13 protein-coding genes are annotated in these 14,612 nt (G+C 62.4%); 5 read left to right on the forward strand and 8 right to left on the reverse strand.

Annotated elements, in window-relative coordinates:
- Positions 1-340: 340 nt before the first annotated feature.
- Positions 341-772 carry a hypothetical protein gene (locus tag A4A58_RS13215; protein ID WP_068732732.1) on the forward strand — a complete coding sequence of 144 codons (432 nt, stop codon included), beginning with the start codon at positions 341-343 and terminating at the stop codon, positions 770-772.
- A 1-nt stretch (position 773) separates the two neighbouring features.
- Here A4A58_RS13215 and A4A58_RS13220 read toward each other — a convergent pair whose 3' ends face one another.
- The 3 genes from A4A58_RS13220 to pyrE form a co-directional block, all read right to left on the reverse strand.
- The gene (locus tag A4A58_RS13220; RefSeq protein ID WP_068733687.1) at positions 774-1,538 is read right to left on the reverse strand and encodes a DUF2865 domain-containing protein; all 765 of its coding nucleotides are present in this window, start codon (positions 1,536-1,538) and stop codon (positions 774-776) included.
- Positions 1,539-1,695: 157 nt separating this feature from the next.
- Positions 1,696-3,060 (reverse strand): sodium:proton antiporter, encoded by a 1,365-nt coding sequence (locus A4A58_RS13225; RefSeq protein WP_068733689.1) that lies wholly within the window; start codon positions 3,058-3,060, stop codon positions 1,696-1,698.
- A gap of 115 nt (positions 3,061-3,175) precedes the next feature.
- Positions 3,176-3,739 carry an orotate phosphoribosyltransferase gene (pyrE, locus tag A4A58_RS13230; RefSeq protein ID WP_068732734.1) on the reverse strand — a complete coding sequence of 188 codons (564 nt, stop codon included), beginning with the start codon at positions 3,737-3,739 and terminating at the stop codon, positions 3,176-3,178.
- Positions 3,740-3,901: 162 nt separating this feature from the next.
- On the opposite strand from pyrE, the gene A4A58_RS13235 reads away from it, so the two are divergent.
- On the forward strand, positions 3,902-4,528 hold the full coding sequence (locus A4A58_RS13235) for a glutathione S-transferase family protein (RefSeq protein WP_068732736.1): 627 nt from the start codon (positions 3,902-3,904) through the stop codon (positions 4,526-4,528).
- A gap of 219 nt (positions 4,529-4,747) precedes the next feature.
- Here A4A58_RS13235 and A4A58_RS13240 read toward each other — a convergent pair whose 3' ends face one another.
- The 4 genes from A4A58_RS13240 to polA all read right to left on the reverse strand — a co-directional run bounded on the left by A4A58_RS13240 (position 4,748) and on the right by polA (position 9,290).
- A complete protein-coding gene (locus tag A4A58_RS13240; protein WP_068732738.1) occupies positions 4,748-5,383 on the reverse strand; it encodes a LysE family translocator in 636 nt (211 codons plus the stop codon).
- Positions 5,384-5,523: 140 nt separating this feature from the next.
- Positions 5,524-5,832, reverse strand: a complete 309-nt coding sequence (locus tag A4A58_RS13245) for a HigA family addiction module antitoxin (protein ID WP_068733691.1) — start codon at positions 5,830-5,832, stop codon at positions 5,524-5,526.
- Positions 5,833-5,853: 21 nt separating this feature from the next.
- Positions 5,854-6,135 carry a type II toxin-antitoxin system RelE/ParE family toxin gene (locus A4A58_RS13250; protein WP_068732740.1) on the reverse strand — a complete coding sequence of 94 codons (282 nt, stop codon included), beginning with the start codon at positions 6,133-6,135 and terminating at the stop codon, positions 5,854-5,856.
- Between the two features lie 77 nt (positions 6,136-6,212).
- A complete protein-coding gene (gene polA / locus A4A58_RS13255) occupies positions 6,213-9,290 on the reverse strand; it encodes a DNA polymerase I (protein ID WP_068732742.1) in 3,078 nt (1,025 codons plus the stop codon).
- Between the two features lie 139 nt (positions 9,291-9,429).
- On the opposite strand from polA, the gene A4A58_RS13260 reads away from it, so the two are divergent.
- On the forward strand, positions 9,430-10,035 hold the full coding sequence (locus tag A4A58_RS13260) for a hypothetical protein (protein ID WP_068733693.1): 606 nt from the start codon (positions 9,430-9,432) through the stop codon (positions 10,033-10,035).
- Between the two features lie 3 nt (positions 10,036-10,038).
- Here the strand turns inward: A4A58_RS13260 and A4A58_RS13265 are convergent, their stop codons facing one another.
- Entirely contained in the window at positions 10,039-11,103 is a 1,065-nt protein-coding gene (locus A4A58_RS13265; RefSeq protein ID WP_068732744.1) for an acyltransferase family protein, read from the reverse strand.
- Positions 11,104-11,305: 202 nt separating this feature from the next.
- Between A4A58_RS13265 and hrpB the strand changes: the two genes are divergently transcribed.
- Together hrpB and A4A58_RS13275 are read left to right on the forward strand one after the other, a co-directional pair.
- Positions 11,306-13,906 (forward strand): ATP-dependent helicase HrpB, encoded by a 2,601-nt coding sequence (gene hrpB / locus A4A58_RS13270; protein ID WP_068732746.1) that lies wholly within the window; start codon positions 11,306-11,308, stop codon positions 13,904-13,906.
- 141 nt (positions 13,907-14,047) lie between these two features.
- Positions 14,048-14,566: a TIGR02281 family clan AA aspartic protease gene (locus A4A58_RS13275; protein ID WP_068732748.1), complete on the forward strand. Its 519-nt coding sequence runs from the start codon at positions 14,048-14,050 to the stop codon at positions 14,564-14,566.
- Positions 14,567-14,612 lie beyond the last annotated feature (46 nt).

Genomic DNA, 14,612 nt, shown 5'->3' on the forward strand with positions numbered 1-14,612 from the left:
ACGCCCCAGGATCTTGCTGATGCCGTTCTGGCTTACAACAGCACACCCCGAAAGTGCCTTGACTGGCACACCCCCGCTGAGCTCTTTGCTCGACAGCTGTTGCACTTCGAGTGGGAATCCACCTCCCGGCTTTCGCCGGGACGACGTCCTCTCCTGTCGTCCCGGCGTAAGCCGGGACCCATAAACTCCTGCATCGAAAGGATCGATGAAGTCACGTCGCGACAAAGTGAGGGCGCCAATTAGAACAAATTAAGAACATTTTTACAAGTCATTGATATATCATGTGATTCGTTGCCTTCGCCTACAATATCTATGGTCTGTTCAATCTCGTGAGGACTAGATGTCCACCATTGCCTTCGATCAGTTTGCTCTCACCCGCATAGCCGACTTCGCGCGGTCGCTGTCGCGGCTGCATTTGATGGCGCGGCGGCATCCGATCGATGACGATCAGATCGATCGCGAGTTCAACACCGTTTGCCTCTCGGTCTGGGGCTATACGACGGACGACATCAGCGATGACCTGTTCTCGCTGGAAGATCACGCCTGGCTCGACCAGCTCGACGAGGCGCATGCGCGGATCTTTGCGGCCGAGCAGGGCTACGACCTTGTCGATGACCACGGCATGCTCACAGACTGGTGGGGCTATTGCTGGATGATCCTCGCCGAGAAGCGCGGATTGCTGACGCCGGAGAATCGCACGGCGGCGCGTGCCGAGATCGAGGAGAAGTATCTCTCGGCGCCGAACGTGATCGGCGTCATCGTCGGGCGATGATCTATTGAAGCTCGGCGCGCTTGGCGCGGGCAGCCGGCGCGCTCTTCGGCACGACGGTCGTGGCAGCAGCCGGCGCTGCATCACGCGCAGCTTCTGACATGGGCGCTTCGTCGGTGATCATCTCTGCAGAGACCGGTGCCACCTTCATCTCGCCGAGCCGGGCACGAACATCCGAGGTCAGGCCGGGATAATTCGCAACCGGCGTGAATTCCGCGGTCTGGGTGTTGCCGGTGCGGACACCTGAGAAGGCGACGAGGCCGTTGGTCGTCGCGATGACATCGCCGGGACGCAGCGACGTATCGAGCGTGAGATCGACCGGCGCGAGGCCGGAGGGATCGCGGCCGTTGCAGGTGCAGTCGGCCTTCAGCGCCTTGCGATAGGCGAAGGCGTTTTCGAGATCATTGTAGCGCTCGCCAGTGCTCGACGAGGCACTTTCGATGCTGCTGCCGAACAGGACCTTGGTGGTCGCCGCCGGGCAGAACGCCTGGCACATCTGTGCCGGGCTCATGCCGCGACCGAGCGGAAAATACTTGCCGTCGCAGGTGCGCACGCAGAAGGCCGGGCCGGAGCCGCCGATGGATGCGCTGCGCTGGAGCGGCGGCGCTTCGGCCGGCGTGTTGAGGCCGAACGGATCCGAGAAGAAATTGCTCTCGGCCGGTGGCGTGCCACGACGCTGTTGCTGTTTCTGCGGCTGGCTGCCGCCGAACAGGAAATCGAAGAAATTTTGCGCAGATGCCATCTGCGGGGTCAGTGCGAAGAGGCTCATGGCCGTCAGCAGCACCAGGGGACGCACGACACGCGAGGATGTTCGATTATGACGCAACGCCAGCTCCGCGACCGCATGTCAGTGCCCGAGCGAAAACGCTCCGGTGCGGTGTCATGTTAGGGCATCATGGTAAATGAATGGTAACCAGCGCAGCGGGCTAGATGAAAAACACCCATGTCATCACCAGGAAGACCGGGATCAGCACCGCACCCGACCACAGGATGTAACCGAAGAAGCTTGGCATTTTTATGCCCGCGTCGCGGGCAATGGCATAGACCATGAAGTTCGGCGCGTTGCCGATATAGGTGTTGGCGCCCATGAACACCGCGCCGGCTGAAATCGCCGCCAGCGTCGCCGCGCCCGATGCCATCAATGTCTTGGCGTCGCCGCCGGCGAGTTCGAAGAACACCAGATAGGTCGGGGCGTTGTCGAGGAATGACGACAGGATGCCGGTGAGCCAGAAATAGGCGGCGTTGTTCGGCGTGCCGTCGGCATGGCTGACAAGGGCAACCAGCGCTGCAAACGGCCCCTGCGCGCCCGCCTGCAGCATCGCCATCACAGGCACGATGCAGATGAAGATGCCGGCAAACAGCAGTGACACTTCCTGGATCGGACCCCAGGTGAAATCATTGGCCTTGCGATATTCGGGGCTGGTCAGCCACAGCGAGGCAAAGGTGACCGCCACGAAAATCGCGTCGCGCAGCAGATCCTGCAGTGCGAGTGGCGTGCCGAGTACGGTGAACGTGATGCCGGGCTTCCAATTGGCACTCATCAGGATCGCGCCGATGATCACGACCAGCAGCAGCAGGTTGATTTTGCCATGCAGATGCAAGGGTGAATCCGGCGTCGGATCTTTCTTCGGAGGAAAATTGCCTTCGCGGTGATGCAACCAGACATCGAGCACCATGAAGATGGCCAGCACGATGCCAGCCGCGAACAGCGTTTCCGGAAAAATATGCACCGTGGTCCAGAAGAAATCGACGCCCCGCAGGAAACCGAGAAACAGTGGAGGATCGCCGAGCGGCGAGAGCGAGCCGCCGATATTCGAGACGAGGAAGATGAAGAACACCACCACGTGGACGTTAGTGCGACGATCGTCATTGGCGCGGATCAGCGGCCGGATCAGGATCATCGACGCGCCGGTGGTGCCGACAACGCTCGCGATCAGCGTGCCGAAGCCGAGCAGCACCGTATTGGTGAAAACGCTGTCATGCAGGTTGCCCTCGACATAGATGCCGCCGGCCACCGTGAACAGCGCCAGCAGCAGCAGGATGAAGGGCATGTATTCGAGCAGCACGGTGTGGGAGAGCGTGTGCACCACGGTCGTTGCATCAGTCACGAAGAACAGCGGCACGATCACCAACGCGGCCCAGAACGCGGCGAACTTGCCGTAATGGTGCTCCCACAGGTGATGATAGAGCACCGGCCCCGTGGCGATGCACAGCAGGATCCCGGCGAACGGTAATGCCCACAGCAGCGACAGCTTCGTGCCATCGAGGCCGCCCTCGGCTGCATGTGCCATGTCGGGCGCAAGCGTGACAACGAGGGGCAAAGCAGCGAGGGCGAAGAAGCGAAGCAAAACGTGACCTCTCACTGCGTCCTTGCGCGCGTGATGCGCGAACGGAGCCGATGAAGGATCAACCCTTCAGAAATTCCCCGGCCTTGTAAAGCGAGCGAAACGCCACGCCGGCCTTGGCGAAGGTTTCGGCTGCGCCTTCATCGCGGTCGACCATGGTGAAGACCAGCACGACTTCGCCGCCGGCCTCGCGCACGGCTTCGAGCGCCTTCACCGCTGAGCCGCCAGTGGTGGTGACGTCCTCGACGATGACGATGCGCTTGCCTTCCAGCGTCTCGCCCTTGGCGAGGCCTTCCACAGCGAGGCGCGCGCCATGTTCCTTCGGCTTCTTGCGAACGAAGAAGGCCGCGATCGGATGGTTCTTCAGCCAGGAGAGCTGCGCCAGCGCGCCGGCCAGCGGCACGGCGCCCATCTCAAGCCCGCCAACATAATCGAGAGTGTCGTCGCGCAGCGCGTCGTAGGTCAGCTCGGCCAGCAGGGCCGCGCCTTCCGGGTGGCACATCGTGGGTTTCAGGTTGAAATAGAAATTGCTCTTGCGGCCCGAAGCCAGCGTGATCTCGCCGTAACCGAACGAGCGGTCGCGGATGATCTCGAACAGGCGGGCGCGGGCGGCTGATTTGGTCAAAATGAATGTCTCTGTGCTGAACCGGGCGCAATCTATCGGCGCTTTACGGCACATTCCAGACCGGGACGGGCGTCGTCAACACTCTCCGGGCCGTTTTACCGCCCATCGCGACGATGCTACAGACCTGCCAACAAGATCGGGCAAGACCGGAAGAGGAATCGCATGACCATCGAGCTGCACACCTGGAATACGCCAAACGGCCGCAAGATCTCCGTCGCGCTGGAGGAAATGGGCCTGCCTTACAAGGTCTTCCCGGTGCACATCGGCAAGGGCGAGCAGATGAAGCCCGAATTCCTGAAAATCAGCCCCAACAACAAGATCCCGGCCATCGTTGATCCCGAAGGACCAGATGGCAAGCCGGTCAGCGTGTTCGAATCGGGGGCCATCCTGCTCTATCTCGGCGAAAAGACCGGCAAGTTTCTGCCAAAGTCGCTGGGCGAGCGCATTCCGGTGCTGGAATGGCTGATGTGGCAGATGGGGGGCTTCGGCCCGATGCCCGGCCAGGTGCATCATTTCATCGCGCTGGAGGATGAAACCCAGCGTGTCTATGGGCTCAAGCGCTATTCCGATGAGACCCGCCGGCTCTATGGCGTGCTGGATCGTCGCCTGGCCGACCACGAATTCGTCGCCGGCGCGCTGTCGGTGGCCGATTTCGCCATTCTTGGCTGGGCCTGGCGCCACGAGCGCCACAAGGTGTCATTCGCCGATTTCCCGAATGTCGGCCGCTGGTACGACACGCTGATGGCGCGGCCCGGCGTGAAGCGGGGCATGGACGCGAAGCTGGATTGAGGTTGGCTCCCTCTCCCCGCTCTTTGCGGGGAGACGGGTGGGGTGAGGGGCGGGGCACTGACGTCACAACGTGCGTGCTACTCGCGTATTACTCAACGCGTGGTTCGACTTTCCGATCCGATAGACTGTTAGTGAGGCAGGCCCGGTGCCTTGCCCCTCACCCGCGCGCAAAGGTGCGCGCGACCTCTCCCCGCAAAGAGCGGGGCGAGGTTAGGAAGATCACGCCTTCCGCGTTTCCAGCGCCATCCGCACGGCGAGGCCGGCGAGCACCGTGCCCATCAGCCAGCGCTGCAACTTGAGCCAGGTCGGTCGCTCGCCGAGAAACAGGGCGATCGACCCGGCACCGAGCGCTATCAGTCCGTTGACGCCAACGCTGATGATCGTCTGTGTCGATCCGAGCACCAGCGACTGCGTCAGCACGCTGCCGGCCGTGGGATCGATGAATTGCGGCAGCAGCGCCAGATACAGCATGGCGATCTTCGGATTGAGCAGATTGGTGACGAAGCCCATGACGAACAATTTGCGTGGGCTGTCGATCGCCAGCTTCCTGACCTGAAACGGTGAGCGCCCGTTCGGCTTCAGTGCCTGCCATGCCAGCCACAGCAGATAGGCCGCGCCGGCGAGCCTCAGCGCGTCATAGGCGTAGGGGACCGCGAACAGCAGCGCGGTGATGCCGAAGGCTGCGCACAGCATGTAGAAGATGAAGCCCAGCGCCACGCCGCCGAGCGACACCATGCCGGCTGCCGGCCCCTGCGTGATCGAACGCGAGATCAAGTAGATCATGTTCGGCCCCGGCGTCAGCACCATGCCGAGCGAGACGAGGGCAAAACCGAGCAAGGATGTGAGATGGGGCATGGGACCGATCGCAGGCTGGGGATGGTCGTTGTGTAGCCCATGCGATGGCGCTCAACCATTTCAGATTAAGCAACCCAGATAGTCGTTTCGATCTGTGATGCTATTCTTGATGGTAAAATGAGTACGCCTACCATCCCGCTCTAAGCCGCAGCTACCGACGGATTTACGGGAGCGATCTTTTCAAGCTCCTTACCGATTTCCCGTTCGGCGATCCTTACATCATAGGCATTCTGCAAGTTGAGCCACAATTGAGCAGACGTCCCGAGTGCCTTGCCCAGTCGAAGTGCGGTGTCGGCGGTTACGCCGGCTTCCTCGTTCGCAAGGCGCTCGATGCGGGTTCGAGGGACGCCACAGATCTTCGCCAGTCCGCCAGCCGACATTTCCAGGGGAATAAGGAACTCCTCGCGGAGTACTTCACCCGGATGCATAGGCGGAAGCTTCTTTATCATCTTCATCTCCTTCTACCCCGGTCAGTGATAATCGACGAATTCGACATTCGTCGGGCCTTCCGCTGTCCAGACGAAGCAGATTCGAAACTGATCATTGACCCGGATCGAATGTTGGCCAATCCGATCAGCTTTCAAGGCTTCGAGCCGATTGCCCGGCGGCGACCGCAGATCGCCTAGGGATATGGCCGCGTCCAGATAATTCAATTTACGTCGCGTCACTACGAGAAGGTGGGCGGGGAAGCCCTTGATAGCTTCGCCGTCAAAAACCGCCCGCGTCATGGCATCTTTGAAGCTCTTGATCACGGACGCGAGTGTATCATATTTCGATACATCTCGCTATAGTTTTGTATCGAAAAGAGATACAAATTACAGGTGGGCTGCTAATGCGCCTCTTCCCAGTTATTCGCCGCGCGTGCGTCGACCTGCAGCGGCACCGACAGCAGCACTGCCGGGAATGGCGCGTCCTGCATGGTGTGCTGCACGACCGGCAGCGTCGCCGCCACTTCGTCGTCGGGGACCTCGAAGATCAGTTCGTCATGCACCTGCAGCAGCATCTTGGCTGACAGCTTCTTCTCCTCCAGCGCATCTTCCATCCGCGTCATGGCGCGACGGATGATGTCGGCGGCGGTGCCCTGCAGGCGCGCATTGATCGCAGCGCGTTCGTTGAAGGCGCGGATCGAGGCGTTCGAAGCCTTGATGTCCGGGTAGTGGCATTTGCGCCCGAACAGGGTCTGCACATAACCGTGTTCGCGGCAGAAATCGCGCGTCTGGTCCATATAGGCGCGGATGCCCGGGAAGCGCTCGAAGTATTTCTTGATATAGGCGCCGGCTTCCTCGCGGGGGATGCCGAGCTGGTTGGCGAGACCGAAGGCCGAAATGCCGTAGATGATGCCGAAATTGATCGCCTTGGCGCGGCGGCGGATTTCGGCCGGCATGTCCTTCACCGGCACGCCGAACATTTCCGACGCCGTCATGGCGTGAATGTCGAGCCCGTCCTGGAAGGCCTGTTTCAGCACAGGGATATCGGCGATCTCCGCGAGCAGCCGCAATTCGATCTGCGAATAGTCGGCCGACACCAGTTTGTGGCCGGGCGCGGCGATGAAGGCGCGCCTGATTTTACGGCCGTCCTCGGTACGAACAGGAATATTCTGCAGGTTCGGTTCGTTGGACGAGAGGCGTCCCGTCGTCGTCGCAGCCAGCGCGTAAGTGGTGTGAACGCGGTGGGTCTGCGGATGCACGTAGTTGGGCAGCGCATCGGTATAGGTCGAGCGCAATTTCGAAACCTGCCGCCAGTCGAGAATCTTGCGCGGGAATTCGTGGCCCTGTTCGGCGAGGTCATCGAGCACTTGTGCCGAGGTCGACCAGGCGCCGGTCTTGGTCTTGCTGCCGCCCGGCAGGCCCATCTTGCCGAACAGGATGTCGCCGAGCTGCTTGGGGCTGCCGATATTGACTTCTTCGCCGGCAATCTCGCGGATTTCGGCTTCGATGCGCGCTGCGGTCTGCGCGAAGTCGGCCGAGAGTTTCGACAGTACCTGACGGTCGATGGAAATGCCGCGGCGTTCCATGCGGGCGAGCACGGAGATCAGCGGTCGTTCCAGTGTCTCATAGACGGTGGTCATGTGCTCGGCCGCAAGCCGCGGCTTCAGTACATTCCACAGTCGCAGCAGCACGTCGGCGTCTTCGGCGGCGTAAGTCGTGGCGCGGTCGATCTTGACCTGCTCGAAGGTCAGCTTGCCCTTGCCCGAGCCGATGATTTCGCCATAGGTCAGCATGGCATGGCCGAGCCAGATCTCGGCGAGCGCATCGAGCCCATGGGCATTGCGCCCGGCGTCGAGCGCGTAGGACATGAGCTGCACGTCGTCGGCGTTGCGCAGGGTAATGCCGTGCTGCGCCAGCAGTACTGCGGTGAACTTGATGTTGAAGCCGATCTTCAGCAGGCCGGCGGATTCCAGAACGGGTTTCAACGCTTCGAGCGCGTCGGCTGCCTTGATCTGGTCGGGCTCGAGGTCCGCGGCGAACAGGCCAGTGCCATCGCCGGATTGGCGATGTGCGAGCGGCACATAGCAGGCGTCATTCGGGCCGAGCGACAGCGCGATGCCGACCATATCGGCCTGCATCGGATCGATCGACGACGCCTTGCATTCGAATGCGACGTGACCGGTGTCAAGGATGCGTGCGATCCACGCACGGAGGTCGGCGAGCGTGCGTACGGACCGGTAGTCGTCGCGCTTCACCGGCAGCTTGCGCGCGGCTTCGGCGCGGGCCTTGGCCAGCGAGATAGGGGTGAGGGCAGGGCGATTGGCGTGAACGGCACTATCAACGTGCGCGCTACTGCTCGACGGACTTGAGACATTCCCTCCCCCCCGCGCGGAGCGAAGCTCCGCTAGGCGGGGGAGGGTTAGGGAGGGGGGTGAGCCAAACAGGTCGCTCTCGCCTGTGGACCCCCCACCCCGGCCCTCCCCCGCAAGGAGGGAGGGAGCAGAAGCGCCGCCGCTGATCCCTGCCGCATCCACATCCGCCGGATCGATCTCGGCATATTCGGCAACACGCCGCGTCAGTGTCGAGAATTCCATCGCCTTGAGGAACGCGATCAGCTTGCGCGCGTCGGGCTCGTGCACGGCGAGGTCATCCAGCGGCACGTCGAGCGCGACCTTGTCATCGAGCAGCACCAGTTGCCGCGAGATGCGGGCCTTTTCGGCGTGCTCGATCAGCGACTCACGGCGCTTCGGCTGCTTGATCTCGCCGGCGCGGTTCAGCAGCGTTTCAAGATCGCCATACTCGGTGATCAGTTGCGCAGCGGTCTTGATGCCGATGCCGGGGACGCCGGGCACGTTGTCGACGCTGTCGCCGGCCAGCGCCTGCACTTCGACGACCTTGTTCGGCGGCACACCGAATTTCTCGATCACCTCGGCAATGCCGAGGCGGCGATCCTTCATGGTGTCGTACATGGTGACCTGTTCGGTCACGAGCTGCATCAGATCCTTGTCCGACGACACGATGGTGGCGGTGGCGCCGCGTTCACCGGCCTCGCGGACATAGGTCGCGATCAGGTCATCGGCTTCGAACCCACCTTGCTCGATGCTCGGCAGGTCGAAGGCGCGGACGGCGTCGCGGATCAGCGCGAATTGCGGGATCAGGTCGTCCGGCGCCGGTGGCCGGTGCGCCTTGTATTCGGGATACAGCTTGTTGCGGAAGGTCACTTCGGACTTGTCGAAGATGATCGCCAGATGCGTCGGCCGGTTGTCCGGCGGCATGTCGCGGATCAGCTTCCACAGCATGTTGCAGAAGCCCAGCACCGCATTGACCTGCAGCCCGTCGGACTTGCGGTTCAGCGGCGGCAGTGCGTGATAGGCGCGAAAAATATAGGACGAGCCATCGACCAGAAAGACATGGTCGCCCTTCGCGAGGGCCTTGACGGTGGCGGGCTTGGCGGCGGCTGTTTCTGAGGTTTTCGGCATGGCCGCAACTTAAGGATTTTCGCCGGAAATGACAGTCTGTCAGCCCGCCATCCCGCCGGTTTTTGTGATGTCGCCCGGCTTGCGCCGCGCCCTGTTCCATGTGCCCTTGCGCCGGTCATTGCCAATCGAAGGACCATTCATGCCCGAGCTCGCCGAACTGATGGACAAGATGAAGGGCGTGGAGGCCGAGATCGAGGCCGAGCTGACCCGCCGGCGGGAAGAGCTGCGCTTCCGTTTCGAGCGGCGCAGGATTGTATTCGAGCAGGACATCGAGAAGCTGCAGCGCGCCATCAAGGTGGGCGCGTCGAAATACCTCTTCAGCGCCAATCCGCTGATCGTGTTGTCCGCTCCGGTGATCTATTCGCTGATCATCCCCTTCGTACTGATCGATTTCTGGGTGATGGCCTATCAGGCAATCTGCTTTCCGATCTATGGCATCCCCAAGGTGCGGCGGCGCGACTATCTGGTGTTCGACCGGCATCATCTCGCCTATCTCAACATCATCGAGAAGGTGAATTGCGCCTATTGCTCATACTGTAACGGCGTGGCTGCCTTTGTGCGCGAAGTTGCCGCCCGCACCGAAGTCTATTGGTGCCCGATCAAGCATGCGCGCCGCGTGCTCGGCCCGCATCCGCATTATGTCGGCTTCGCGGATTTCGGCGATGCGGAAGGTTTCCGCGCCAAGATTGAGGGCATGAAGGACGGCGTGAAGCTCGATGACGGAAGGTCGCCGACGGCGGTGTAAGTTCTACTCCGCCGCCTGCAGGGTCGCGCTTTTCTTCTTCGGTGCGATCCAGAGCGCTGCCGGCCGCTCGAACAGGAAGTTCGCACGGACCAACAGCGCGAGCCTCCAGATCACCAGCGCACCGATGACGCCACAGAGCGTCACCAGCAGCGAGATGGTGCCGATGTCGAACGGGCTGAACTTCAGCAACAGCGCGCGGGATGTCGCCATAGGCAGGAAGAAGGCGAGATAGATCACGATGGAATACTCGCCGAAGAAGCGGATGAAGCCGAGCCACTGCATCTTCGCCAGCAGCGTGCCCATCACGATGATCGCGACCGCGCCGGCGAAGCCGAGCATCAGCGAGATCACGGGCCATTCGCTGCAGCCGTCGTAAACAAGGGCGGCGTTGACCAGCGCCCAGGCCACAAGGCCGATCAGTGCCATCACTGGTTTGGCCCGTGCGCGATCGGACAGCGCGAAGACCTGCGTGGCGAACAGATAGCCGGAATAGAAATAGACGAAGCGCGCGCAGAATTCGTCGATCATCGTCCAGCCGGTGGTGACATGCGTCATCTCCAGCGCCGCGGCGATGCCCCAGATCAGCAGCGGCGGCACGCGCCGCGCCAGCTTGGTGACGATGAAGAACACCGGCAGCATATAGATGAACCACAGCGTACCGAACGGCTCGATGTAGGAGATTAGATAAAGATTGGCGACATGGGCCCAGCCATGTTCGGCGGCAAAGCCGGGCGCCTTGAAGCCGAACTGGATGGTCACCCACAGCACGTAGAAATACAGGAAGTGGACGACCTTGCGGTCGAGATAGGTCCGCCAGTCGCGGTCGATGACACGGGCGAGAAAGAGCCCCGAGATCAGGAAGAAATCCGGCATCCGGAACGGTTTGGCAAAGGCCACCAGCAGATGCATGTAGCCGGTCTGGCCGGCGGCCAGTTCGACGCCCAGCACCGAATGCATCATCACCACCATGATGATGCAGATGCCCTTGGCGTAATCGACCCAATCGATTCGTTCTGTGCCTGACAGCGCCGCGCGATCGGCGACGGCGAATGTGCCGCTGGTGGTCATCGGTATCCCCTGTTCGGCGCTTCTTTTGGCCGGATCATGAGACGAGATCGGTTTCAATTGCCTTTCTCTGGACCTCAAATATGCCCCGCAAATGGTCGCGGCAGTGCGAGTTTGGTGGGGTGGTTAACGCAGGTTAAGGAATGTGGGATGGTCCGCCGCCCCGCTGCCGCGTATGACAGCCCGGACCATTGCAGAGCCTGATTTGACCCGAACTTTCGATACATCCCTGCCGATCGATGCTGTGCTTGATGAGCTGTCAGGCGCGCTGGAAGCCGGCAACGCCGCGGTGCTGGTGGCGCCGCCGGGCGCCGGCAAGACCACGCGCGTGCCACTGGCTTTGCTCGATGCGCCGTGGCTGAAGGGCAAAAAGATCATCATGCTGGAGCCGCGGCGCATCGCGGCCCGCGCCAGCGCCGAGCGGATGGCGAAGACGCTGGGCGAACGCGTCGGCGAGACGGTCGGCTATCGCGTCCGCTTCGACTCAAAGATCTCGCGCAATACCCGGATCGAAGTGGTCACCGAAGGCATTTTCTCGCGGCAGATCCTCGATGATCCCGAGTTGAAGAATATTGGCGCTGTATTGTTCGACGAGTTTCACGAGCGCTCGCTCGATGCCGATATGGGACTCGCGCTGGCGCGCGATGTGCAAACCGGATTGCGCGAAGACCTGCGTATCCTGGTGATGTCGGCAACCATCGATGGCGCGCGCATCGCGAAATTGCTCGGCGACGCGCCGGTCATCGCCAGCGAGGGCCGCGCCTATCCGGTGGAGACGCGCTATCTCGGCCGCAAACCCGATATCCAGCTCGAGCGGCAGATGGCTGACGCCATCGCGACGGCCTTGCGCGCCGATCCCGGCTCGGTGCTGGCCTTCCTGCCGGGTGCTGCGGAAATCCGCCGCACGCAGAGTTTTCTCGCCGAGCGAGTGCAGGACGCATCCATCGAGATCGTGCCGCTGTTCGGTGCACTCGATGCCGGCGTGCAGGACCGTGCCATCCAGCCTGCGCCCAAGGGGCAGCGGAAGGTGGTGCTGGCGACCTCGATTGCCGAGACCTCGCTGACCATCGAAGGCGTGCGGATCGTGGTCGATTCCGGCGTCGCGCGCGTGCCGCGCTATGAGCCGGATATCGGGCTGACGCGGCTGGAGACCGTGCGCGCCTCGCGCGCCGCGGTCGACCAGCGCCGCGGCCGCGCCGGGCGCACCGAACCCGGCATCTGCTATCGCCTGTGGGACGAGCCGCAGACCGCCTCATTGCCCGCCTACACGCAGCCGGAAATTCTCAGCGCCGATCTGTCCACGCTGGTGCTCGATCTCGCGCAATGGGGCGTCAGCGACCCCGCGCAGCTGACTTTCCTCGATCCGCCGCCCGCGCCTGCGCTGAAGGAAGCACGCGGCCTGCTCGGCGAACTCGGCGCGCTCGATGGCGATGGCCGTATCACCGAGGAAGGTCACGCGCTGCGCGCGCTGGCCCTGCCGCCGCGGCTCGCACGCATGATCGTGGATTCGGCGCGCTTCGGCTATGGCGAGGAGGCTGCCGAGATCGCTGCCATTCTCACCGAGCGCGGGCTTGGCGGTGATAGTGTGGATCTCGATGTCAGACTCGATCTATTCCGCCGCGACCGCTCGCAGCGCGCCGGTAGCGCCCGGCAACTCGCGGAGCGCTGGGCGGGACAGGTTGAAGGCAACACGAAAGCGGCTGCTGCTCCCTCCCCCCTTGCGGGGAAGGGCCGGGGAGGGGGGTCCACAAGTGAGGTCGGAGCGTTGGGCACCCCCATCCCCGACCCTTCCCCGCAAGGGGGAAGGGGGGGCGACCGCCGCAGCCCAGCCTCGGATACGCTGACCACCGGCACCATGCTCGCTTTCGCTTTCCCGGACCGTGTGGCCAAGAATCGCGGCAATGGCAGTTTCGTGCTGGCCAATGGTCGCGGGGCGTCGATCGAACAAAGCGCCGCGCTTGCGCGGGCGCCTTACATCGCCGTAGCCGAACTCACCGGCACCGCTGCCAATGGTCGCATCCTGCTGGCGGCGCCGATCGCGCAGGCCGATATCGAAACGCGCTTTGCCGATCAGATCGCAAACACCGACGAGGTCAGTTTCGATCGTGCATCGATGTCGCTGCGCGGGCGTCGCAAGCGTGTGCTGCATGCGATCACGTTGTCGGAAGCGCCGTTCACGCTGAAACCGTCGGAAGACACCGCGCGCGTTTTCGCCGACGGTCTGGTTGCCGCGGGCATCGACCGCTTGCCATGGTCGAAGCCGCTGCAGCAGTGGCGTGGGCGCGTGATGTTCCTGCGTGCGTCGGAAGGCGACGCGTGGCCCGATCTGTCCGACACTGCGCTCGCCTCGGCGCGCGAGACGTGGCTGATGCCGGCGCTGTTCGACAAAATCTCCTTGAAGGATTTTTCGGCCGGAGATCTGTCCGATGCCGTGATGGGCCTGCTGCCCTGGGATCTGCGCACGCGGCTCGACAAGGAAGCGCCGACGCATTTCGAGGCGCCAACGGGGACCGTGCTCGCGATCGATTACGAAGCCGAGCAGGGGCCGACCATTGCCGTGCGTCTGCAGGAACTGTTCGGGCTGAACACCCATCCGTCAGTCGCGAAAGGCAAGGTGCCGCTGGTGCTGGAATTGCTGTCGCCGGCGCAGCGGCCGGTGCAGGTGACGCGCGATCTGCCGGGCTTCTGGCGCGGCAGCTACCTCGATGTGCGCTCCGACCTGCGCGGCCGCTATCCGCGCCATCCCTGGCCGGAAGATCCCGCCAATGCGCTGCCCACGCGCCGCGTGAAGCCGCGCGGGACGTAATCATCAGGCAAAGTGCTGCCCATTAACGCTTCGCTCATCCTTTTCGCGAAAATAGCAGTCTGTAAGACCGTCCTGAACGGACGGTGGTGAACCCGTGTGATGAACTCGCGGTTCCCCTGATTGCGTTCAGTGAGGTTGCGTATGCGTAGTATCATGTTCTTCGCGGCGATCCTGATCGGTCTGGGCACCGTGATGGCGCAGATGGCCGACAAGATGACGGCGACGACGCCGGCCATGGCGAAGGCGGCATCACTCACAACCACAACAGAAGGCAATGCAAAGGCCGGTATCCGCAGCCTGTCGATTGCGCGCGATGCGCGCGGTCACTTCCAGACTGAGGGTAGTATCGAGGGCCAGCGCATCGGCTTCATGGTCGATACTGGCGCGTCCGTCATCGCATTGAATGAAAAGTCGGCGGCACGATTTGGTCTGCGTCCGTCGCGTGCCGATTATAACGCCACGGTGACAACGGCGAACGGAACGCTGAAGGCTGCGCGCGCGCGAATCGCTGTCGTGCAGGTCGGTGAGCTGACCGTGCGTGATGTCGATGCGATGGTGCTGCCCGATGAGGCACTGTCCGAGAATCTGCTCGGCCTGTCGTTTCTCTCGAAGTTGAAACGCTTCGAATATGCAAATGGCCGGATGGTACTCGAACAGTAGTACCTCATATCCCCACGCATTCACGCCGCAGCCCAATTCTAAACAA

Source organism: Tardiphaga robiniae (assembly GCF_001618955.1).
Taxonomy (GTDB): Bacteria; Pseudomonadota; Alphaproteobacteria; order Rhizobiales; family Xanthobacteraceae; genus Tardiphaga; species Tardiphaga robiniae_A.

Coding starts and splice junctions, on each gene's coding strand:
- A4A58_RS13275 (WP_068732748.1), top strand. CDS start 14,048: ATGCGTAGTATCATGTTCTTCGCGGCGATCCTGATCGGTCTGGGCACC.
- A4A58_RS13245 (WP_068733691.1), bottom strand. CDS start 5,832: ATGATAAAGAAGCTTCCGCCTATGCATCCGGGTGAAGTACTCCGCGAG.
- A4A58_RS13215 (WP_068732732.1), top strand. CDS start 341: ATGTCCACCATTGCCTTCGATCAGTTTGCTCTCACCCGCATAGCCGAC.
- A4A58_RS13265 (WP_068732744.1), bottom strand. CDS start 11,103: ATGACCACCAGCGGCACATTCGCCGTCGCCGATCGCGCGGCGCTGTCA.
- A4A58_RS13240 (WP_068732738.1), bottom strand. CDS start 5,383: ATGCCCCATCTCACATCCTTGCTCGGTTTTGCCCTCGTCTCGCTCGGC.
- A4A58_RS13220 (WP_068733687.1), bottom strand. CDS start 1,538: ATGAGCCTCTTCGCACTGACCCCGCAGATGGCATCTGCGCAAAATTTC.
- A4A58_RS13225 (WP_068733689.1), bottom strand. CDS start 3,060: ATGGCACATGCAGCCGAGGGCGGCCTCGATGGCACGAAGCTGTCGCTG.
- A4A58_RS13260 (WP_068733693.1), top strand. CDS start 9,430: ATGCCCGAGCTCGCCGAACTGATGGACAAGATGAAGGGCGTGGAGGCC.
- polA (WP_068732742.1), bottom strand. CDS start 9,290: ATGCCGAAAACCTCAGAAACAGCCGCCGCCAAGCCCGCCACCGTCAAG.
- A4A58_RS13235 (WP_068732736.1), top strand. CDS start 3,902: ATGACCATCGAGCTGCACACCTGGAATACGCCAAACGGCCGCAAGATC.